The organism is Desulfococcus sp., assembly GCF_041737845.1.
Classification (GTDB): domain Bacteria; phylum Desulfobacterota; class Desulfobacteria; order Desulfobacterales; family Desulfococcaceae; genus Desulfococcus.
The window spans coordinates 1-20,570 of the sequence record NZ_JBGSQX010000177.1; the positions used below are offsets into that span (position 1 = coordinate 1).

Here is a 20,570-nt window from a genome sequence, read left to right on the forward strand (position 1 = left end):
GGGGACTCCGGCGCCAAGGGATAGCCCGGTGCGGTAGACTGCTGTCTGCCTCTCAAAAAAGGGCTCGGCTCACGCCGAGCCCTTTTTCCCTCGGTAAATCTCCGCGGGAAAATTCTGGGAATTTAACGAAAAAATCTACACGAGCTGCTGGCACCCGTCCGCCTGGTTGCAGGGCGCGCCCGCAAGCTGGTCCAGAAACACGCCCTGCCGTTCCCCATCCAGTCCGTCTACCTGATCCCGAAAGAAAGCCTCGACGTCGTAGATGCACAGCTGGATGATCTCAAAATGGCGTTCCAGGCCGAGGTGCTCAATTTCGAAAACCAATACGTCGATGCCCGACGCCAGGCCAGGAAGATCCTGGGTGAGCTGTTCGACGACGCCGACTACCCCGTGGACATCCTGCCGAGGTTCGGTTTTACCTGGAGGTTCCTGGCCATCGAGGTGCCCGGGAGGAGTACCCTGCTGTCGCCGGAGATCTACGAGCGTGAGAAACGGAAGTTCCAGGACATGATGACGGAGACCCGGGATCTTGCTCAGGCCGCCCTCCGCGAGGAGTTCGCACAAGTGGTCGAAAGCCTGTCACGCCGTTTGTCATCCGATGGTGACCGGCCAAGGATGCTGACCCCGAAGATGTTTGAGCGAATGTCGGAGTTCTTGGATTCCCTCGACGCCCGGAACATCTTCGAGGACGATCAGCTCAGGGAGCTGACGATGCAGGCCCGGCAGCTGATCGGTAATGCCGCATCGGGTGACCACTGGAGCAACATTTTCATCCGCCGCCGGGTACAGATGGAAATGGCAGGACTCCGGGCGGCTGTTGAAAGCGCAGTGGAGGAGCTGCCGCGCCGACGGCTCCGCATGGCCGTTTGAGGGGAGGGAGCTTGATATGAACGCTGTTGTTGCAGAAATCGTTGAGGTCGCCCTCGATGCCGGCGGCCGGATCCTGGTTCACGCCCAGGGCAGCCCTGCCAATGTGGTGTCTATCGGCGCGGCCGCGGCGTTGGTGAGCGTCTCCACGGGCATAGGCTACGGTCTGTATATGGCAGCCAGGGAATTCAGCCGACGGCGCGTGGATACGTCATAGGCGGGCATGAAGCGATCGGTGAACGATGAAGGCCCTTCGGGTGATCTTTTTGCCCGTGGGGCCTCAGAATTAATGCTTTCGATAAAAAAAAGGAGGCTCAACCAGTTAACTTTTCTGAGCAATCGACCAATCTGTCGTATCGCTTTAAATTAACGAGACGGAGACCTGAACAAGCATATGACAGCGATCGAAGAAAAACGGATGTCCAACAATCCGGAGGATACAGACGGAAGAGTCAAATTGCACTTATTAGAGAGTTATCCAGTTGATAACCAAGTCAGGCATGCTCCCGTTCCGTTCGTTACCGATATTGACGGCTTGGCGGCCTACCTCCTCATCTCGAAAGAAACCGCACTAAAAATCTGGCGTGAGATCCCACACATCAGGGTCACGCATGGCAGTGATGCCCGCGGGGCACGTTTCATTCTCGCAGACGTTATCGAATATCTGCGCCAACAAGGAGCCAACTATGACAGTATGGAAGGTGAAGAGCGGCTGGTACCAAGACCAGTGGACATACAAGTTCACGTTGAAGGGCCGACAGTACAAACGAGAAGGATTCAAGACCAAACGGGAAGCTCTAAAGGCCGAAATAGAACATCAAAAAAAAAGTCATGAGTCCCAGTCCGGAACAGCCGACAAGTATGGCATTCTCAGGTCTCTGTGAAGCCTACCTGGACTTCTGCCAGGGCCGCTTCCAGCCTAACACGATCCGACAGAAGGCTTTCGTATTCCGCTCCCTGGTCGGCTTCGTCCGCGCGGACTTCGAGGCCGCTACACTGACCACCACTACTGTCGAAGCGTTCCTCGCCGAGCAGCGGCAGATTCGCGGCCCCAAGGCCGCCAATCGGGATCTCCCTGACCTTAAAGCCCTTTACAACTGGGCCTCCCGCCGAGGCCTTACCCCAGTCGAAACGGCACGCTCCATCGCCATGATCACGTCGTACCCGGAGGAGCGCCCTCGTAAATACATCCCGACCGCCGAGGATTTTAACCGGGTGCTCATGGTGGCCCAGGGAGACGAACGTGACCTCCTTCTGGTGCTCTACCATACCGCCGGCCGCCGCGGGGAAATCATCGAGCGGCTCACATGGGAGGACGTCAACTTCCAGAACCGGTTCGTCCGGCTGCACACCCGGAAGCGCAAGGGTGGCAGCCTCGAAGGCCGCACCATCCCCATGAACCAGATACTCCACGATGTGCTGTGGCGCAGAGGGCAGCACCGGGACCAGGACAGCCCGTTCGTGTTCACATCAGCGAAAACCGGCGGGAGGTATTCACGGGAAGCAAAAAAAGGCATGATGACCCGGCTCTGTCATATTGCCGGGGTCAAGCCGTTTACCTTGCATGCCATCCGCCACCTGGTGGCCTCGATCCTTTCTGATAGCCACAAAGCCAGCCCGAGGCAGATACAGGCGTTCTTGGGACACCAGCGTATCGACACTACTGAGCATTATCTCCATGAGATCCGACCTATGGACAACGTGGTGGCCATGCTTGAGCAGCCGCTCACCACTGAAAGTAGTACAAAAAGTAGTACAAACAATGAGACTGAGGCTGTTTGAGGCACAAAAAAAAGGGTTTGAGAATTCATCTCAAACCCTTGATAATGGCGGAGAGAGAGGGATTCGAACCCTCGGTACAGCTTGACACCGTACACTCGCTTAGCAGGCGAGCGCCTTCAGCCGACTCGGCCATCTCTCCGTATACTGTTTGTTGTCCGCGGGTGGCGGAGGGAGTAGGATTCGAACCCACGGAGCTTTGACACTCAACGGTTTTCAAGACCGCCGCCTTAAACCACTCGGCCATCCCTCCTTCGATCTCCTTTGCGGAGCAAATTCTATTAACACCTTCTCCAGGGCCGGTCAATATTTTTTTCGGCGGTATTCTCCTGCTTCAGGGGAAGCCGTTCCTGAATCCGCGTAAAAACAGCCTGGGGTCGCTTTTGTTCCCGCGATCTTGTGTGTTGACACAGGGAAAATTTTGTGGTTTCCCAGGCCATTCAACGAAATCAGATTCGCGCCGATCGCTGAAGGCCGATATGGGGAACCCGAACCCCGGCCGCCGATTGTCGGCATGGCGAGTATATCGAAGGAGAAAAACGATGAAACAGAAATATGTCATTATCAAAGACGACGAAAAGAACGCCCTGGTTCTCCAGGAGCATGCCGAGCTGGACAAGGAACTCCTCTCCCTGCTCTGCGAGGAGACCTACGTCGGCGACATGGTGGCCGACGCCGTGGCCCAGGGCAAGGCGGCGGTCATGTCCCATCTCCGGACCCGGAACATGTACCCCCCGTCCATGTACATGGACAAGATCGCCGATCAGGTCATGGATCTCTACAAGACGGGCGGCGGCGCGTCCGCGGAGGTCGTTTTCGATGATATCGAACTGATCGTTCCGGATCACGAGCCGATCGGGGTAATCGAAATAGAAGAGGATTCGGCCGACCTTGACGATCTCCTGGATGACGAAGAGGACACCCTGGACGATGAATTCGGAGACGATGACGACCTCAATATCAGCACCAACGCCTCCCTCAAGATCGCGGATGACGAATCCCTGGACATTGACGACGACGCCTGAGCCATCGGGCCGCCCTCGATGATCTGCTCCGGGCGTGCGCTCCGTGCGCTCGGGACGCCTTTTTCAGGCACCCGCCTTTTTTTCATGCGACACCGACGCAGAACGGAAATGACGAGATGACGCGGCCGCGGCATCTCATGGGCGGCAGGTTGGCGGCGCCGGCAGCCCCTGCGGTCAGTGGAGGATCTGGCTGAGGAAGAGCTGGGTGCGCTCGTGCTGGGGATTCTTGAAGAAGGCCTCGGGCTCGTTCTCCTCGACGATCCGCCCTTCGTCCATAAAGAGGACCCGGTGGGCCACGCTCCTGGCGAACCCCATCTCGTGCGTCACGACGATCATGGTCATCCCCTCCTGGGCCAGGCTGATCATGACGTCCAGCACCTCCTTGACCATTTCGGGGTCGAGGGCCGAGGTGGGCTCGTCGAAGAGCATCACCTTTGGCTTCATGCAGAGGCTGCGGGCGATGGCCACCCGCTGCTGCTGGCCGCCCGAGAGCTGGCCGGGGTATTTCCGGGCCTGCTCGGCAATGTGGACCTTTTCCAGGAAAACCATGGCCGTCTCCTCGGCCTCCTTCTTGGGGATTTTCCGGACCCAGATAGGCCCCAGGGCAAGATTCTCCAGAATGGTGAGGTGGGGGAAGAGGTTGAAGTGCTGGAAGACCATGCCCACCTCTTCACGGATCTTCTCGATATTTTTCAGGTTGTTCGTCAGCTCGATGTCGTCGACGATGATCTTCCCCCGCTGGTGCTCCTCCAGGCGGTTGATACACCGGATCATGGTCGATTTCCCCGATCCCGAGGGGCCGCATACCACGATCCGCTCCTTGGGGTTGACCTTGAGGTGGATATCCTTCAGGACGTGGAACTCCCCGTACCATTTATGCATGCCGATGATCTCGATGATCGGCTTTCGGGAGTCGAGGCCCTGACCTGGGCTCTCGCTTGTCGTGGGGGGTTGGTTTGGGCTCATGGAACGATCTTCTCCGGGTTGATGGTTCACGGGCTTGCCGTCAGGTGCTCAGGTCTTTTTCGAGCTGCCGGCTCCAGTTGGACATGAAAAAGCAGCAGATGAAATAGATCACCGCCAGAAAGATGTACGCCTCGGTGGAAAACCCCATCCATTTAGGGTTGGAGAGGGTGGACTGGGTCGTCTTCAGGATGTCGTAAAGGGCGATGATGACCACGAGGGAGGTGTCCTTGAAGGCGGAGATCAGGATGCTCACCGTGGGCGGGATGACGATCTTGAGGGCCTGGGGCAGCACGACGAGGCGCATGGTCTTGACATAGTTGAGGCCCAGGGACTCGGCGGCCTCGAACTGCCCTTTGGGGATGGCCTGGAGTCCGCCCCGGACCACCTCCGCGATATAGGCCGCCGTAAAGAGAATGATGGCCGCCTGGGCCCGGATGATCTTGTTGATCGTCACCCCCTCGGGCAGAAACAGGGGGAAGATGATGGAGGACATGAAGAGGAGGCTGATGAGCGGCACGCCCCGGATCAGCTCGATGTAGATGACGCAGAGGGCCTTGATGGCCGGCAGCCGGGACTGCCGCCCCAGGGCCAGGACGACCCCCAGGGGGTAGGCCGCCGTCAGGCCGAAGATGGCGAGGATCAGGGTGAGGGGCATCCCCCCCCACTGGGTGCTTTCCACGGGTGAAAGACCGAAAATTCCGCCCCGCATAAGGATCCCCATGACGGCCAGGCCCGCCAGCCAGGCCCAGGTCAGGGTCCGGCACCACCACCGCCGGTTTCGGGTAATGAGGATCAGGACGACGAGGAGGATCATGGCTGCAAGGGGACGCCACTGCTGATCGGGCGGATAGAAACCGAACAGGATGAAGCGGATGTTGGCCGGAATGATCGACCAGCAGGCGCCGCCGGAGGCGTGGCACGCCTCACCGGTGGAGGTCCAGAGGCTGTCGATGAACGCCCACCGGATGAACGGCGGCGCGGTTTGCCAGAGGCCCGCCGCCGCAAGCAGCGTCAGGATGGAGTTGAACCAGGAATTGAACAGGTTGGCGCGCATCCACCCGATCACGCCTACGCTGGTGACCGGGGGCTTGATGTCGGGATAGGCCGGGGTCGCGGTTGGGGGTGCGGTCATCTTTCCACCAGCTTGGCTTTCTTGTTGTACCAGTTCATATAGACCGAGGTAGTGAGGCTCAAAAAAAGGTAGACGGCCATGATCAGGGCGATCCCTTCGATGGCCTGGCCGGTCTGGTTGATGGTCGTGTTGGCGACCGAGACGAAGTCGGGAAACCCGATGGCCACGGCCAGGGAGCTGTTCTTGGTCAGGTTGAGCATCTGACTGGTCAACGGCGGGATGATCACCCGGAGGGCCTGGGGCAGGATCACGAGTTGAAGCACCTTTCCCGGCCGGAGCCCCAGGGACATGGCGGCCTCGGTCTGGCCGTGGCTCACCGACTGAATGCCGGCCCGGACGATCTCCGCCACGAAGGCGGCCGTATAGAGGACCAGCCCGAGAAGGAGGGCTGCGAATTCCGGGGAGATATTGATCCCCCCATGGTAATTGAAGCCCTGTAATTCGGGAACGTTCATCTTGACGGGTGCGCCGCCCGCAAGCCAGGCGGCCGCGGGCAGGGCCAGGAGGATGGCCGCGGAGGTCCAGAATACGGGGAAGATCCGGCCGGTGTTCTCCTGGCGCTTTCGCGCCCACTGGCGGAGGATCCAGACGGCCAGGCATCCGGCCGCAAAGGCCAGGAGCATCCAGGTGTGGGCCGGGTGGCTCTCGGGGACCCCCATCACCATGCCGCGGTTGCTCAGGAAGATGCCGGGGAAGGGGTGCAGGGCCTGCCGGGGCGACGGGAGGACCTCGTAAAAGATGGCGTACCAGAAAAAGAGCTGGAGCAAGATGGGGACGTCCTGGAGCACCTCGGTGTAGACCGCCGCCATCCGGGAGACGAGCCAGTTGCTCGAGAGCCGCGCGATGCCCACGAAGGTCCCCAGGATGACGGTGAGGAAGATCCCGATGCAGGCGACCTTGAGGGTGTTGAGGATCCCCACGGCGAGGGCCCGAACATAACTGTCGGCCGCGGAATAGGGGATGAGGGACTCGCCGATCTCGAAGGAGGCTTCCTTGCCCAAAAAACCGAAGCCGGTGGCGATGTTCTGGCGCGCCAGGTTGGTGAGGGTGTTGGTAAAGAGGTAGTAGCCGACGAGGATGACGACGGCGAGGGCCAGGGACTGGTAAAAGACGGCCAGCTTGTCCGGATCATGCCAGAAGGAGGCCTTCTCCCCCGGATGCTCTGGTGTGGGGATGTCCTGTTGCTGCATGGCGATCTTCTCTGCTGTCGGGGTGAACGGTTTCGAAAAGGAAGCCGTCGGGTCGGCACCGCCGGGTGAGGGCGTCAGGCGGCCAGGCGGCGGTGATTTCCCCTGCATGACGGTGCCGGTCGCCCGGGGATCGCGCGGCCTGGACCCCCCCGGCGGACCGCATCCATGACGGTCCCCGGGGCGGGCGTGTCCGATCTATTTGAAGGGCGGTGCGTACATGAGTCCGCCGTTGGTATAGAGGGCGTTCAGGCCGCGCTCCAGCCCAAGCGGGCTGTTGACGCCCACGTTCCGTTCGAAGATCTCGCCGTAGTTGCCGACCTGCTTGACAATGTTGTAGGCGAATTTTTCATCCAGGCCCAGGGCTGCCCCGTTGCCCGGGGTGACCCCCAGAAACCGCTGGATGGAGGGGTCGGTGCTTTTCAGCATCTCGTCGACGTTGGCGGAGGTGATCCCCAGCTCCTCGGCATTGATCATGGCCAGGACCGCGTAATCGACGACATCCCGCCACTGGTCGTCGCCGTGGCGGACCGCGGGCGCCAGGGGCTCCTTGGAGATGACATCGGGAAGGATGACGTAGTCGGCGGGAGTGGGCGCAACGGCCCGGGTTCCGGCAAGCTGGGAGGCGTCGGAGGTCAGACAGTCGCAGCGCCCGGCGAAAAAGGCCTTGGCGAGTTCCGCGTTCTGTTCGATGACCACGGGCTTCCAGGTGAGCTTGTTGGACCGGAAGAAATCGGCGGCGTTCTGTTCGGTGGTGGTTCCGGGAAGGACGCAGACGGTGGCGCCGCTCAGCTCCTTGGCGCTTTTGATCCCCAGCTTTTTGGGAACCATGAAGGCCTGGCCGTCATAGTAGTTGACCGTCGCGAAATTGAGCCCGAGCTGGGTATCCCGGGTCAGGATCCGGGTGGCGTTCCGGCAGAGGACATCGACCTCACCCGACTGGAGCGCCGTAAACCGCTGAACGGCGGTCAACGGGATGAATTTTATTTTGGTGGTGTCCCCGAAAACCGCGGCCGCAATGGCCCGCCCGGTGTCCACGTCCAGGCCTTTCCAGGCGCCTTTTTCATCGGGCTGGCCGAAGCCGAAGAGGCTGCCGTTGACGCCGATCGCGATAAATCCTTTCTTCTTGACGGCATCCAGGGTCTCGCCGGCCCACAGGCCCGCGGGGATGGTCATGAGAACCGCCAGAACAACCGCTGCCAATAACCTCACTCGTCCTTTCATGGGAAATTCCTCCTTCTCGCGTTGACAGGTTCAATAAGTTGACTGCAATCCATGGGACCGCAATCGCCGCATCTTGACGTTCATTTAAGGTATTTTATCACAAATGAAGACGTTTTAGCCAGTAAAATGAAATGTTACATTCCGTGTTCCTGCGGGCGGCCCGTTTGGGGGGCTACAGCTCCTCGGGGATGAAGGCCACCACGTCGTCGATCCTGGCCGTATCGGCGAAAAGCATGACCAGACGGTCGAGGCCCATGGCGTTTCCCGAAGCCGGCGGCATGTGTTCGAGGGCTTCCAGAAAGCGCTCCGGCGACGGATAGGCCAGGAGGCCCGCCGCCGCCCGCCGGGCGGCTTCATCTTCGAAGCGCCGCCGCTGCTCCCGGGGGTCGGTCAGCTCCGTGAAGGCGTTGCACAGCTCCATGCCGCAGATGTACAGCTCGAAGCGCTCGGCCGTGGACGGGTCGCCCGGCGCAAGCCGGGCCAAGGCCCCGCACTGGGCCGGATAATCGTGGAGGAAGACCGGTTTTTCCAGTCCCAGGCGGGGTTCGATGACGCAGCCGATCATCTCATCGAACCGGCCCCGGGCGAGGGCGTCGTCCATGGAGACGGGAGCCAAGCGCTCAAAAGCCTCCCGGACGGGCAGCCGATGCCAGGGGGGCGCCAAGTCGACGGCATGCCCACGGAAGACGAGGCGGTCGCCTCGCCCCAGGCTGCGGCTGACGTCCAGGAGGAGGGCCTCGCAGTGGGCCATCATCTCCCGATAGGTCCATCCCGCCGCGTACCATTCCAGGAGGGTGAATTCAGGCAGGTGCCGGTCCCCCCGCTCCCTGTTCCGGGCGCACCGGCAGATCTGGAAGATGCGCGGGTAGCCGGCCGCGAGGAGCCGCTTCATGCAGAGCTCCGGGGAGGTGTGGATGAACCAGCCGCAGGCGGGCACCGCCTCAATGTGGGCCTCCGGTGCCGGGGCAGGGATCCGCCAGGGGGTTTCGACCTCGAGGAAATCCGCCGCGATGAAAAACCGCCGGACGGCCTGAAAAACCTCTGCCCTCAGGATCAGGTTGGCCCGGAGGGCGGACTGGCGGAAAACCATGGACGGGCGGGGGCTAAAGGTCCCGCTTCAGGTAGCGGTCCTGGTGGCGGTCCTGGAGAAGGGCCATGTCGAAGGTTTTCAGGTCCGCCGACTCGTACCACTGGTATGCGGTCTCCCGGCACGCCGGGCATGCTTTGACGGGGATGTGGACGGCCAGGGCGTGTTTTCTGCCGTCCGAGGCGGTGTCGATGGACCAGCAGCCGCCGCAGTCCTCGCAGATCCGGACGGTCTCCTCCTGCTTTTCCAGGATGTTGTCCGTGTCGTAGAATACGGTCCGCCGCCGGTGGTCGAAGCTCTTGCCGGCCTGGCGCTCCCGGCGGGTGTCGTCGCGTTTTTTCCATGCCGTCATGACCTTGTCGCTCAGCTTCCGGATGTATTCCGTCACGTCTCGGCCCTGGCGGATGCGCTCGGGATCGTAGTCGGGCTCCGTGACCCGGCTGTAGTCGAGGCCGGCCATGGCGAGGATGATCCCGACGTTCATGTAGGGCAGGGCGCTCTCGATGGAATAGCCGCCTTCCAGGACGGCAATGTCGGGCTTCAGGAGCTCGGTCAGCCGGGCGTACCCCTGGGCCGAAAAGTTCATGTTGGTGAGGGGGTCGGCGTAATGGTTGTCCTGCCCGGCCGAATTGACGATGATGTCCGGCTTGAAGTCTTCCAGGATGGGCAGCACCATGTTTTCGATGGTATAGATGAACCCGTCTTCGGAGGTGTTGGGCGGCAGGGGGATGTTCATCGTCAGACCGGCGGCGTTGGGGCCCCCCAGCTCGTTGAGGAACCCGGAGCCCGGGTAGAGGGTCCGGCCGTCCTGGTGCAGGGAGATGAAAAGGACGTCGGGGTCGTGCCAGTAGATGTCCTGGGTCCCGTCGCCGTGGTGGCAGTCGGTGTCGACGATGGCGACCCGGTTCACCTTGTAGGCCGTCCGGAGGAATTCGACCATCATGGCTTCGATGTTGATGTTGCAGAAGCCCCGAGAGCCGTGGACCACCCGCATGGCATGGTGTCCCGGGGGCCGGACGAGGGCGAACCCACGCTCGATCTGCTTGTCCATCACGGCCATGCCGATGGTTTTGGCCCCTCCCGCGCTGATGAAATGGGATTCCGTCGTGACCTGCCATTCGTCGGGAACGCAGAAATGGGCCCGCTGGATGTCCCGGATGGTGGCGATGTCGGGTTTGTACTCGATGATCCCCTCGATGTCGAGGAGGCCCTCCTCGAGGACCTGGTCCTGGGTATACAGGAGCCGTTCCTCCCGCTCGGGATGATTGGGGCTGATGGCCCAGTCGAAGGCCGGAAAGAAGACCAGCCCGGTTTTATGTTTGGCGTGAAGCATGGCAGCCTCCGGCAAGTTCATGGATGGTTGCGGGATGCCTCAGGCACCCGATGACAGCCTCTCTAAAATGGCGCTGTAGCCGTGGATGAGCCCCGGTTTGACCTGGACCTTCACCCGGATGTTGCGGCCGGCGGTGTAGAATCCGCGGACCATGTTGAACTGAAGGCTTTCGGTGACCTCCATCTCCAGGTCTTCCATCTCGGCGCCGATCCGGAGGGCCTTTTTCCGGAGCAGCCCGTATGCCTTTTCAACGGCCGCCTCCTTGGAGAAATTCCGGTCCACCTTTTCAGAGAAGTCTTCTCCGGGGGCGAAGGCGATCTCCTGCTGGGTGTCGCCGATGAGGGTGACCTCGCAGGTGGTTCGGGCCAGGGCCGCGCCGATGGCGTTGGCCACCGACCAGTGGGGCACGGCCCGCACCTCATAGGTCGACAGGGCCTGAAGGCGGCAGGCAAAGTCAGGGGCCGGGCCGCCCAGAACGAGGATCCGCTTGGGGCGGACCTGAAGCCCCTCCTGGAGTTCGTGGACGGTGTAGACGGGTTTGCTGTTGATGGCGTCAATCATCCGGCCGGCCTCGGTCAGGATGATCCGGCAGGCCTGGTCGAAGATGGTTTCGGCCGCAGCCTCGACGGATAGCCCCAAGGCCTGGGCGATGGGGGTGATTCCCGCGATCGAAGCCTCCCGGCCCTCTCCCTTCTGGATCTCGAGCACGAAGAGGGCGTCCGTGGGGGTGGGAACCTTCCCGCCGTAGGCCATGGCCGGCCCCTCCCGGTCCGGGCCGATGGTCAGCGCCCCGTCCTGGATTCGGACGGCGCTGTCGCCGCCGATGCCGATGGACCTCGTTTCCAGGGAGCGGATCAGGGTCTGGGTCTGGTTCAGGGTGATCCCCAGCGGGTCGAGCAGGGGTGCCCGGTCTACCAGGATCGCCATGTCGGTGGTGGTGCCGCCGATATCCAGCACCAGGGTCTCCTCGTTTTCGGGGGCGAAGGCGATGGCACCCATGACGCTGGCCGACGGCCCTGAAAGAATGGTCTGTCCCGGAAAATCGAGGGAGGCCTCGAAACTCATGGTGCCGCCGTCCGCCTTGAGGAGGTGGATGGGGATCAAGAGCCCTTTCTGTTCAAGGGACTGCTTTACGGCGGCGAAGAATTTCTTGTGGATCTGGCGGATGGTGGTGTTGAGGAAGGTCGTGGCGATGCGCCGGGGAAAGTTGAGATTGCCGGAGACATGGTGGCCCAGGAAGATCTTTCCGAAGTCGTCCTGGATGATGTCGTGGATGGCCAGTTCGTGGGCCGGGTTTCTGACGGAGAATTTGCCCACGATGCCGATGTTCCGGATCCCTTCCGCCTTGAGGATTCGGGCGATCCCCCGGATTTCCTCCGGATTCACGGGCGAAACCTCGCGCCCCCGGTGGTCGATGGAGCCGGCGACGCTGTAGTAATGGCGGTTGGTCCGGAAATGCTCCGGGTCGATGCCCGGCCCTCCCGACACGATCATGCCCACCTCGGGGTTCTTTCCCTGAACGATGGCGTTGGTCGTGAGGGTGGTGCTGAGCACCGCGCGGCTGATGCCCGCCGGATCGATCCCTTCAATGACCCGCTCGATGCCCCTGAGCACGGTGGTGAACAGGTCCTCCGGGTCGGTGCGGACCTTGTATTCCCGGATCAGCCCTTCTTTTCCCAGCAATACCACATCCGTATGGGTCCCGCCGACATCAAGTCCTATGATCATGGCATTTCCTTGACTGATCTTCTGAAACGTAGGGGCAGACGGTCGGGGTTTCTCGGGCGCATCCGCCGGGGCATGGAAAAAGGATTGGATCCGTCTCAGCCATTGGCTTCCCTTCCCCATCATTCATCCCTTCCGTGATGCCCTGGTCCGCTTCCGTCATCCCGCCGTTGGTTTGCATCCGGAATCCAGCCGGAGGGAATGGCGCTGATGCTGCCGGATGGCTGTGGATGAAGGTAAAAAATTGTTTCATTTTACCGGAAAGAGGGATAATTGTCAATATAATGCACGTCATCATGCGCGTCAGGCGCCGCTGTGCATGGGCTGGCACCTTTGCTCCCGCGATCCGCCCCGCCGGTTTTTTCATTTGCCGTATCGCCTGCCGGGGGGTATGGCGACGCTTCCGAAAGGCGCCCGGATAAGATATAAAGCATAATATAACAGGAGGTTGTGTTTAATGAGGCTTGGAATCATCGGGCTCCCCGGATCGGGGAAGTCGACCGTTTTTGACGCCCTGACCCAAAGCGCCGCGGACGGCGGCCACCGGGGGGAGGACCGCATCGGCACCATCCGCGTGCCCGACGCCCGGGTGGAGGTGCTGAGCCGCATGTACCAGCCCCGGAAGACCATCTATGCCCAGGTGGAGTATTTTCTTCCCGGAAAGAGCGGACACGACAGGAAAAAAGACCCGAACGCCTGGACGCCGGTGAGAGACTGCGACGCCCTGATCCACGTGGTCCGCAACTTCAGGTCCTACGGCATGGAGGCGCCCACCCCCCTTGGGGACGTCGTCGCCCTTGACGAGGAGATGGTCCTGGCCGACCTGGTGGTGGTGGAAAAGCGTCTGGAGCGCCTGGAAATGGATCGGAAGCGGGGCAAGGCGGCGGACCCGGAGGAGCTTTCCCTGCTGGGCCAGTGCCGGGAGCGCCTGGAGGCCGAAAGCCCCCTCCGCAGGCATCCGGAGCTGGCCCGGGCTCCCCAGCTCCGGGGGTATGCTTTCATTTCCGCCAAGCCCGTCCTGGTGCTGTTCAACAACAACGACGACGACGATGCCCCGCCCCCGGGCGCCGGCGATGCCGCCCTTCAGGCGGAGGTCATGGTGATCCGGGGAAAGCTGGAGCAGGAACTCGCCCAGATGACCGAGGCGGAGGCCGTGGAGTTCCTTGCGGAGTTCGAGATCCAGGCCTCGGCCACGGACCGGGTGATCACCCGGTCCTACGACCTCCTCGGCCTGATTTCCTTTTTCACGGTGGGCGAGGACGAGGTGCGGGCATGGACGATCCGGAAGGAGACCCCGGCCGTGGATTCGGCGGAGGTGATCCATTCGGACATCAAAAAAGGGTTCATCCGGGCCGAGGTCCTGGCCTACGACGACCTGATGTCCGCGGGTTCCTATGCCGAGGCCCGCAAGCGGGGCACGGTCCGGCTGGAGGGGAAAACCTATCCGGTGCAGGACGGCGATATCGTCAACTTCCGGTTCAACGTCTGATGCCGCGGATCGGAAGCGCATCATGATCCTGGAAACAACGCGGGCACAAGCGGCCCTGGTCCGGCAGATCGGGATCACCTTCTTCAGCCGCCTTCTGATCAACACTTCCAGGCGGTTCATCTATCCGTTCGCCCCCGCCCTGAGCCGGGGCCTGGAGGTGCCGCTCACGGCCCTCACCTCGATCATCGCGGTCAATCAATTCACCGGATTCCTGAGCCTGATCGCAGGCCCCCTGGCAGACCGCCGGGGTTACCGCTCCATCATGCTCCTCGGCTTGGGCGTCCTGGGTTTCGGGATGCTTCTGGGCGGGAGCTTCCCCTCCTACTGGCCGGTGTTTGCGGCCCTTGTCCTGGCCGGGGCCGCCAAGAGCATCTTCGACCCCGCCATTCTCGCCTTCGTGGGGACCCGCGTGCCTTATGAGCGGCGGGGGCTTGCCGTGGGGGTCCTCGAAATGAGCTGGGCCGGAAGCGCCCTTCTGGGCATTCCCCTCCTGGGCCTCATGATGGACCGGTGGGGATGGCGGGTGCCGTTTTTCGTCCTTGGGGGCATGGCCCTGGCCTGCATGCTCCTCCTGGCCCGGTTCATCCCCGCAAGCGGGATGCGGCGGATGGGCGCCGGCGGTCCGGCCGGTTTCGCGCAGGCCCTGAGAAAGCTTGCGGGCGATCGGGCGGCCCTGGGCGGCATGGGGTTCGTCTTCTGCGTCAGCATGGCCAGCGACAACCTCTTTGTGGCCTACGGGGTCTGGCTGGAAAGGGCGTTCGGGCTGAGCCTGGTGGCCGTCGGGTTCGCGACCACGGTCATCGGCTGCGCCGAACTCCTGGGGGAGGGGCTCATTGCGGCCCTCTCGGACCGCCTGGGCCTCAGGCGTTCCATCCTCCTGGGCGGCGCCCTCTCCGGGGTCTGTTATGCCGTCCTTCCGGTCATGGACATCTCTCTGCCCTTCGCCCTGGCCGGCCTCTTCCTGGTCTTTTTGATGGGGGAGTTCACCATCGTGGGGTCCATCTCCTTTTTTACGGAGATCCTGCCCGCGGCCCGGGGCACCATGATGGCCGGGTATTTCGCGGCGGCCAGCATGGGGCGGGTGATCGGGGCACTCATGAGCGGCCCCCTGTGGATGGCGGGGGGGATCCGGGCGGTTGCCGTCGCGTCGGCCCTGGCCTGCGGGGTCGGCCTGGTCGGCATCGTCTGGGGAACGCGCCGCGCCCGACAGGGGCCGTCAGACTTGTGACCTTCCGGCCGGGGTGGCTTTTGCCCATCTCGGGGTTTGTTTTTTCCGGCAAAGCGGAATATAATAGGTCCGAGTGATTTCACGCTGCGGGGTGCGGCCGATCCAAGGGCACGGGCCTGGACCCCGCGGCCAAGGATACGAGGAGGTGGCGTATGAACACCAGAAGCGCGGCTTTTGCGGGGTCCTGGTATCCCGGAAGCAAAAAGGCCTGTGAACGGGAGATCAGGGCCTTCCTGGATGAAGAACCGCACCCCGACCTGGCGGGAAGGCATCTTGTGGGCGGCATCGTTCCCCATGCGGGCTGGTATTTTTCGGGGAGCATCGCCTGCGCCGTCATCCACGGCTTAAGCCTCTCCGACCCGCCGGATGTGGTGGCCCTTTTCGGCATGCATCTCCATCCGGGGTCCCCGTTTTATCTCATGACCGAAGGCGCGTGGGAGACCCCCTTCGGGGAGCTTCCCGTCGCCTCGGACCTGGCCGGCGCCCTGGCGGAACGGTTCCGGTTCACCATCGAGGGTAAGGCCCGCTTCACCCCGGACAACACCATCGAGCTGCAGCTCCCCTTCGTCAAATATTTTTTCAAAAATGTACGGGTGGTCACCATCGGCGCGCCCCCCGCCGGGAAGACGCCCGCCATGGCCCGGACGCTGGTGTCCCTGGCGCGGGAGATGGGGCTTTCTCTCAAGGTCATCGGCTCCACCGACCTGACCCATTACGGGATGAATTACGGGTTTACGCCCAAGGGCGCCGGTCCGGCGGCCCTGTCATGGGTGACCGGGGAAAACGACCGCCGGTTTATCGAGGCCGTCCTCGCCATGGATCCCGAGGCGGTCATCCGGGAAGGGACGGCGCACCAAAATGCCTGCTGCGCCGGGGCCGCGGCATCCGCGGTTGCCGCGGCCAAAGCGCTCGGGGCGGTGCGGGCGGAGGCCATCGCCTACGCCACCAGCCACGACAAGCATCCCGCAGAGAGCTTTGTGGGGTATGTGGGCATCGTGTTTGAATGAAGCCGCTCAAGACCTTTGATAACCTGTCCAGGATCAAGCAGGAACGGATTACCCGGATCGCCGTGGAGGAGTTCAGCGAGAAAGGCTACGCCGGCGCCAGCATCAATGCCATGGTCCGGCGCCTGGGAATCGCCAAGGGCTCGATCTTTCAATATTTCGGCGACAAGCGGGGGCTGTTTCTGTTTGTCTTCAACACGGCCATGGAGAAGGTCAAGGACTATCTCCGGACGGTGAGGGACGAGACGGCCTCGGAGGACCTCTTCACCGCGCTGGAGGCGACCCTGACGGCGGGGGTGATCTTCATGCAGAAGCACCCGGTGATCTACCGCCTGTATATCAAGACCCTGTTCGAGGACGACATCCCTTTCCGAAGCGAGATCCTCCGATCCCTCCGGGAAGACAGCTTCAAGTATTTCCGGTCCCTCCTGGAAAGGGCGCGGGCGGGGGGGGAGCTTCGCCCGGACCTCGACCTCGACAAGGCCGCCTTCGTGCTGGACGCCCTCATGGACCGGTTCCTCCTGGCCCGCACCGTTCCCCACCTGGATGCGGGATTGGGCATTTACGGGTGCAGCGACGATGCCGCAAGGCAGTGGATCGCCCAGATCCGGGAGATGGTCCGGACGGGGATCGGGAGCCCGTGATGGCGGCGGCGCCCTATGTGCTGATCATCGGCGCCGTCGACGGTGAACTTTCAGGGCTGCGGCGTCGGATGAATGCCTGGGCAACCGAGGAGATCGGCCGGCGTCCGATTCAACGGGGGCGGCTTTGCGGCGTCCCCGTGCGGTTGATGGTGACCGGCCCGGGGTCCGCCAACACGGTGCAGGCCCTGACCGCCGTCCTCGAACAGGCGCCGCCCCGCCTGATCCTTCAGACCGGGTGTGCCGGGGCCTTCCGGGAATCGGGGCTCTCCGTCGGGGACGTGGGGGTGGCCAGCGAGGAGATCGACGCTCACCTGGGGATCGAGCCGCAGGCCCCGGAGGATCCGCCGACAGCGCTTCCTTTTCCCGTGATGACGGCTCTCGGCGCCGCCGTCACGGGCCGATATCCCCTTTCCCGGCGGTGGTCCGAGGCGGCGGTGGACGCCCTGAGCAGGGATCCGGCCCGGCGCGGGGCCGGGGGCGCCTGGGAGGATGCCGATTCCACAGCAGGCCTGCCGCCGGGGACGACGGGGGTCAGGGTGGTGTGCGGTCCGTTTCTGACGGTATCGACCATCACGGCGACGGACCTCGGGGCCGAGCGGCGTTATCGGCAGTTCCGCGCCTGCATGGAGGCCATGGAGGGGGCCGGGGCGGCCCATGTGGCATGCCATTACGACGTGCCGCTTCTGGAGGTCCGCGCCGCGAGCAATCTCGTCGGCCGTCGGGACCGCGGGGCCTGGGACCTGGACCTGGCGTTCCGGCGCGCGACATGGGCCGTTCTGGCGATTCTGGACCATTGCAGGGAACTTTTTCAGGAGAGCCTCCAATGACCAAGCCCCTCACGCTGGGATATTCGACCTGTCCCAACGACACGTTTCTGTTTCACGCCCTGGCCCACGCCAGGGTCGATCGCCGGGGCCTCGATTTCGATATCCGGCTCGCCGACGTCGAGCGCCTGAACCAGGCGGCCGAGGGGGGCGAGCTGGACGTCACCAAACTCTCGTTTGCAGCCGTCGGCCACCTGAGGGAGCGCTACGCGCTGCTCCGAAGCGGCGCGGCCCTGGGCCGGGGGTGCGGCCCCCTCTTGATATCCAGGCCGGGGTTCGATCCCTCCCGGCTGGGCCGGGTTCCCATCGCCGTCCCCGGCATGCGGACCACCGCGGCCATGCTTCTGGGGCTCTACCTTTCCCGCACGCCGGCCTGCGCGCCCATGACCTTCGACAAGATCATGCCGGCGGTCTCCCGGGGGGAATACGAGGCGGGCGTGATCATTCACGAGGGCCGGTTCACCTTCCGGAACCATGGCCTTGCGGAGCTGGTGGACCTGGGCCGGTGGTGGGAGGACGAAACCGGTCTGCCCATCCCCCTGGGCGGGATCGCCGTCCGGCGGGACCTGGGGCCTGAGGTCGCCCGCCGGGTCGAGGTGGCCATCCGGGACAGCGTGGCCCATGCCTTTGCCCACCCCGCGGATTCCGCCGAATATATCCGCGCCCATGCCCAGGAGATGGCGGATGATGTGGTCCGGCAGCACATCGCCCTGTACGTGAACGATTTCACCCTGGACCTGGGGGAGGAAGGCGTCGCCGCCGTTGCCGAGCTGTTCCGGAGGGGCCATGCGGCCGGTCTGCTGCCCGATTCCCGCGAGCCGCTCCTGGCCGGTGACGTCGGGGTTTCATGACGCGGCCCGCCAGGATCGAATAATATCATTGAAAAAAATCGGCTATACAGATATATGATGGAAAATTTAGGCCTTGGCAGGATGGGGACATGCCCGGGCTGGTGGGGCTTTGAACGGCCTCAGGCAGGCGTTGCAGGTCCATGGTATGCGAACCCGCTTTCATGCAAGTCACGATGGCCTTTTACGAGATTCATGGCGTCAGGCAGATTGCCGGCGAACCGAAACGACGCTGGTTCTGCGATGATTTTTTTGATCTGATCCTCTGGCTGGACGACGGGGGCGGGATTCTGGGGTTTCAGCTCTGCTACAACAAACAGGGGGATCAGCATGCGTTGACATGGCATGCCGGTTCGGGTTATCTCCATACGCGCGTGGACGAGGGGGAGAGCCGCCCCGGGAAATTCAAGGCATCCCCGGTCCTGATGCCCAACGGCCCGTTTTCCAAGGAGGCCATCGCCGTGCTCTTTCTACGGGCGAGCAGGCCCCTGGAACGGTGGATCGTCGACGCGGTGCATGCAAAGATCCTTCAATATTGAAATCATGCTTTTTCCCCATGGCCCGTGCTATCATCTTCACCCGTAAACCGATCGACGGAAGGCCCGCCGCTCACCCATTCAACAGACAGCCTGATTGTTAAATGATATGAACATGGAAGCATTGATCGCGCTCGAAGACGGACGGACATTTTCCTGCACGTCCTTCACCGGTCCCGGAGAAACCTGGGGGGAACTGGTATTCAATACGGGAATGACCGGATACCAGGAAGTATTGACCGATCCCTCTTACCGGGGTCAGATGGTGACCATGACCTACCCCCTGATCGGAAACTACGGCGTCAACCCGGAGGATGTGGAATCCGACCGCATCCAGGTGGCCGGATTCATCGTCCGGGAATACCAGCGCATCCCGAGCAACTTCCAGGCCACCGCCACCCTGGCCGACTATCTCATCTCCCAGGGGGTCATGGGGATCGAAGGCCTGGATACCCGGGCGCTGACGCGCCACATCCGGAAAACGGGGGCCATGCGGGCCATGATCTCCACCCGGGATCTCGATCCCGTCTCTCTCGTCCGCCGTGCCGGGGAAACCCCCGGCCTGGTGGGGCGCGATCTGGTCCAGGAGGTGACCACAGCGGCCCCATACCGGTGGGTCGAAGGGGTGAAGGTGCCTCTGGACGAAGGCGCGGGGCTGGATAACGCCCTGTGGCGGGAGAGAGGCCGGCGGCCTGCCGTGGTCGTCTTTGATTACGGCATCAAATACAACATCCTCCGGTGCCTTGAGGCCGAAGGGTTCGAAGTGATCGTCGTGCCGGCGTCCACGACGGCGGAAACCGTCAAGGCCATGGCGCCCGACGGGATCTTCCTCTCCAACGGGCCGGGCGACCCCGAGCCGCTGATCTATGCCGTCGAAACCATCCGGGGGCTGTTGGGGTATCGCCCCATGTTCGGCATCTGCCTTGGGCAGCAGCTTCTGGGCCTTGCCCTGGGCGGGCGGACCTTCAAGCTCAAGTTCGGCCACCGGGGCGTCAATCAGCCGGTCAAGAACCTGGATTCCGGGAGGATCGAAATCACCTCCCAGAATCACGGCTTTTCCGTCGATCCGGACAGCCTGAACCCGGATGAGATCGAGATCAGCCACATGAACCTGAACGACAACACCCTGGAAGGGTTCCGCCACCGCGTCTACCCGGCGTTTTCCGTTCAGTATCATCCCGAGGCGTCTCCGGGGCCCCATGATGCCCGGTACCTTTTCAAACAGTTTTCAAGGATGATGGTCTCGTAAAAAATCGATTCCCAGACGGTTTCGCAAAAAGGCCGAGATCAGGGCTTGCGAATTCCTATGAATGAGGCGTACTTACAGTATGCCGCAGTGACGAGGGAGGAAGCGTCAAGAAAGGAGCGTTCAATGAACCAGAAACCGGCGATTCGAGTTTGCCTGCTGGCGGGGGCCCTGCTGTTCTGCCTCTTTGGAGCGGCCTGCTCCAAGGTCAATCAGGCCAATTTCGACAAGGTCCAGGAGGGCATGTCCGTGGAAGAGGTGGCGGGCATCCTGGGTGACCCCACTGAAACCTCCCAGATCGACTTGAAAATCGTCACCGGAGGCGCCGCCAAATGGGAGGATGAAAAGACCGGCCGGAAGATCAGCGTCCAATTCCTGAACGGGAAGGTCAAATTCAAGCAGTTTGAGGCTGAGACGCCCTAAGGA

23 protein-coding genes and 2 tRNA genes are annotated in these 20,570 nt (G+C 62.5%); 14 read left to right on the forward strand and 11 right to left on the reverse strand.

Translation table 11 applies throughout. The annotated features are described in order from the left end of the window. Window positions 1–135: 135 nt before the first annotated feature. A complete protein-coding gene (locus tag ACEW8N_RS21590) occupies window positions 136–324 on the reverse strand; it encodes a hypothetical protein (RefSeq protein ID WP_373501945.1) in 189 nt (62 codons plus the stop codon). On the opposite strand from ACEW8N_RS21590, the gene ACEW8N_RS21595 reads away from it, so the two are divergent. The 4 genes from ACEW8N_RS21595 to ACEW8N_RS21610 all read left to right on the forward strand — a co-directional run bounded on the left by ACEW8N_RS21595 (window position 286) and on the right by ACEW8N_RS21610 (window position 2,649). Then, window positions 286–870 carry a hypothetical protein gene (locus tag ACEW8N_RS21595; protein ID WP_373501946.1) on the forward strand — a complete coding sequence of 195 codons (585 nt, stop codon included), beginning with the start codon at window positions 286–288 and terminating at the stop codon, window positions 868–870. The two genes, ACEW8N_RS21590 and ACEW8N_RS21595, sit on opposite strands and share 39 nt — an antisense overlap. Window positions 871–886: 16 nt before the next feature. After that, complete coding sequence (locus tag ACEW8N_RS21600; protein WP_373501947.1) at window positions 887–1,084, forward strand: hypothetical protein; 198 nt, start codon at window positions 887–889, stop codon at window positions 1,082–1,084. 469 nt (window positions 1,085–1,553) lie between these two features. Then, the gene (locus ACEW8N_RS21605) at window positions 1,554–1,751 is read left to right on the forward strand and encodes an Arm DNA-binding domain-containing protein (RefSeq protein ID WP_373501948.1); all 198 of its coding nucleotides are present in this window, start codon (window positions 1,554–1,556) and stop codon (window positions 1,749–1,751) included. Continuing rightward, window positions 1,729–2,649, forward strand: coding sequence for a tyrosine-type recombinase/integrase (locus ACEW8N_RS21610; protein ID WP_373501949.1), 921 nt, complete (start codon window positions 1,729–1,731; stop codon window positions 2,647–2,649). The genes ACEW8N_RS21605 and ACEW8N_RS21610 overlap by 23 nt, the downstream gene beginning before the upstream one ends. Window positions 2,650–2,694: 45 nt before the next feature. On the opposite strand, the gene ACEW8N_RS21615 is transcribed toward ACEW8N_RS21610, so the two are convergent. Next, a tRNA-Ser gene (locus tag ACEW8N_RS21615) sits at window positions 2,695–2,788 on the reverse strand. Between the two features lie 23 nt (window positions 2,789–2,811). Beyond that, window positions 2,812–2,899 (reverse strand) — tRNA-Ser (locus ACEW8N_RS21620). A 289-nt stretch (window positions 2,900–3,188) separates the two neighbouring features. On the opposite strand from ACEW8N_RS21620, the gene ACEW8N_RS21625 reads away from it, so the two are divergent. Further along, entirely contained in the window at window positions 3,189–3,671 is a 483-nt protein-coding gene (locus tag ACEW8N_RS21625) for a hypothetical protein (protein ID WP_373501950.1), read from the forward strand. Between the two features lie 174 nt (window positions 3,672–3,845). Here ACEW8N_RS21625 and ACEW8N_RS21630 read toward each other — a convergent pair whose 3' ends face one another. The 8 genes from ACEW8N_RS21630 to ACEW8N_RS21665 form a co-directional block, all read right to left on the reverse strand. Beyond that, window positions 3,846–4,571: an amino acid ABC transporter ATP-binding protein gene (locus ACEW8N_RS21630; RefSeq protein WP_373501977.1), complete on the reverse strand. Its 726-nt coding sequence runs from the start codon at window positions 4,569–4,571 to the stop codon at window positions 3,846–3,848. A 106-nt stretch (window positions 4,572–4,677) separates the two neighbouring features. Beyond that, window positions 4,678–5,769: an amino acid ABC transporter permease gene (locus ACEW8N_RS21635; protein WP_373501951.1), complete on the reverse strand. Its 1,092-nt coding sequence runs from the start codon at window positions 5,767–5,769 to the stop codon at window positions 4,678–4,680. Next, window positions 5,766–6,959: an amino acid ABC transporter permease gene (locus ACEW8N_RS21640; RefSeq protein WP_373501952.1), complete on the reverse strand. Its 1,194-nt coding sequence runs from the start codon at window positions 6,957–6,959 to the stop codon at window positions 5,766–5,768. Before ACEW8N_RS21640 ends, ACEW8N_RS21635 begins: the two co-directional genes overlap by 4 nt. A 195-nt stretch (window positions 6,960–7,154) precedes the next feature. Further along, window positions 7,155–8,180: an amino acid ABC transporter substrate-binding protein gene (locus tag ACEW8N_RS21645; RefSeq protein WP_373501953.1), complete on the reverse strand. Its 1,026-nt coding sequence runs from the start codon at window positions 8,178–8,180 to the stop codon at window positions 7,155–7,157. Between the two features lie 172 nt (window positions 8,181–8,352). Next, window positions 8,353–9,270 (reverse strand): EF-P lysine aminoacylase EpmA, encoded by a 918-nt coding sequence (gene epmA / locus ACEW8N_RS21650; RefSeq protein WP_373501954.1) that lies wholly within the window; start codon window positions 9,268–9,270, stop codon window positions 8,353–8,355. A gap of 13 nt (window positions 9,271–9,283) precedes the next feature. Next, window positions 9,284–10,600 carry a histone deacetylase gene (locus tag ACEW8N_RS21655; RefSeq protein ID WP_373501955.1) on the reverse strand — a complete coding sequence of 439 codons (1,317 nt, stop codon included), beginning with the start codon at window positions 10,598–10,600 and terminating at the stop codon, window positions 9,284–9,286. A gap of 39 nt (window positions 10,601–10,639) precedes the next feature. Then, window positions 10,640–12,328 carry a hydantoinase/oxoprolinase family protein gene (locus ACEW8N_RS21660; protein WP_373501956.1) on the reverse strand — a complete coding sequence of 563 codons (1,689 nt, stop codon included), beginning with the start codon at window positions 12,326–12,328 and terminating at the stop codon, window positions 10,640–10,642. Continuing rightward, on the reverse strand, window positions 12,312–12,692 hold the full coding sequence (locus ACEW8N_RS21665) for a hypothetical protein (protein WP_373501957.1): 381 nt from the start codon (window positions 12,690–12,692) through the stop codon (window positions 12,312–12,314). The genes ACEW8N_RS21660 and ACEW8N_RS21665 overlap by 17 nt, the downstream gene beginning before the upstream one ends. Window positions 12,693–12,782: 90 nt before the next feature. Between ACEW8N_RS21665 and ACEW8N_RS21670 the strand changes: the two genes are divergently transcribed. From ACEW8N_RS21670 to ACEW8N_RS21710, 9 genes are all read left to right on the forward strand, one after another. Next, window positions 12,783–13,814 (forward strand): DUF933 domain-containing protein, encoded by a 1,032-nt coding sequence (locus ACEW8N_RS21670; RefSeq protein ID WP_373501958.1) that lies wholly within the window; start codon window positions 12,783–12,785, stop codon window positions 13,812–13,814. A 22-nt stretch (window positions 13,815–13,836) separates the two neighbouring features. Further along, window positions 13,837–15,042: an MFS transporter gene (locus ACEW8N_RS21675; RefSeq protein WP_373501959.1), complete on the forward strand. Its 1,206-nt coding sequence runs from the start codon at window positions 13,837–13,839 to the stop codon at window positions 15,040–15,042. Window positions 15,043–15,194: 152 nt separating this feature from the next. Next, window positions 15,195–16,049, forward strand: coding sequence for an AmmeMemoRadiSam system protein B (amrB, locus tag ACEW8N_RS21680; protein ID WP_373501960.1), 855 nt, complete (start codon window positions 15,195–15,197; stop codon window positions 16,047–16,049). Continuing rightward, complete coding sequence (locus ACEW8N_RS21685) at window positions 16,046–16,690, forward strand: TetR/AcrR family transcriptional regulator (protein WP_373501961.1); 645 nt, start codon at window positions 16,046–16,048, stop codon at window positions 16,688–16,690. The genes amrB and ACEW8N_RS21685 overlap by 4 nt, the downstream gene beginning before the upstream one ends. Further along, window positions 16,690–17,517: a futalosine hydrolase gene (mqnB, locus tag ACEW8N_RS21690; RefSeq protein WP_373501962.1), complete on the forward strand. Its 828-nt coding sequence runs from the start codon at window positions 16,690–16,692 to the stop codon at window positions 17,515–17,517. Before ACEW8N_RS21685 ends, mqnB begins: the two co-directional genes overlap by 1 nt. Further along, window positions 17,514–18,365 carry a 1,4-dihydroxy-6-naphthoate synthase gene (locus ACEW8N_RS21695; protein WP_373501963.1) on the forward strand — a complete coding sequence of 284 codons (852 nt, stop codon included), beginning with the start codon at window positions 17,514–17,516 and terminating at the stop codon, window positions 18,363–18,365. The genes mqnB and ACEW8N_RS21695 overlap by 4 nt, the downstream gene beginning before the upstream one ends. 161 nt (window positions 18,366–18,526) lie before the next feature. Beyond that, complete coding sequence (locus ACEW8N_RS21700) at window positions 18,527–18,901, forward strand: hypothetical protein (RefSeq protein WP_373501964.1); 375 nt, start codon at window positions 18,527–18,529, stop codon at window positions 18,899–18,901. A gap of 112 nt (window positions 18,902–19,013) precedes the next feature. Beyond that, window positions 19,014–20,147, forward strand: a complete 1,134-nt coding sequence (gene carA / locus ACEW8N_RS21705) for a glutamine-hydrolyzing carbamoyl-phosphate synthase small subunit (protein WP_373501965.1) — start codon at window positions 19,014–19,016, stop codon at window positions 20,145–20,147. Between the two features lie 123 nt (window positions 20,148–20,270). Continuing rightward, window positions 20,271–20,567, forward strand: coding sequence for a hypothetical protein (locus ACEW8N_RS21710; RefSeq protein ID WP_373501966.1), 297 nt, complete (start codon window positions 20,271–20,273; stop codon window positions 20,565–20,567). The last annotated feature ends 3 nt before the right edge of the window (window positions 20,568–20,570 follow it).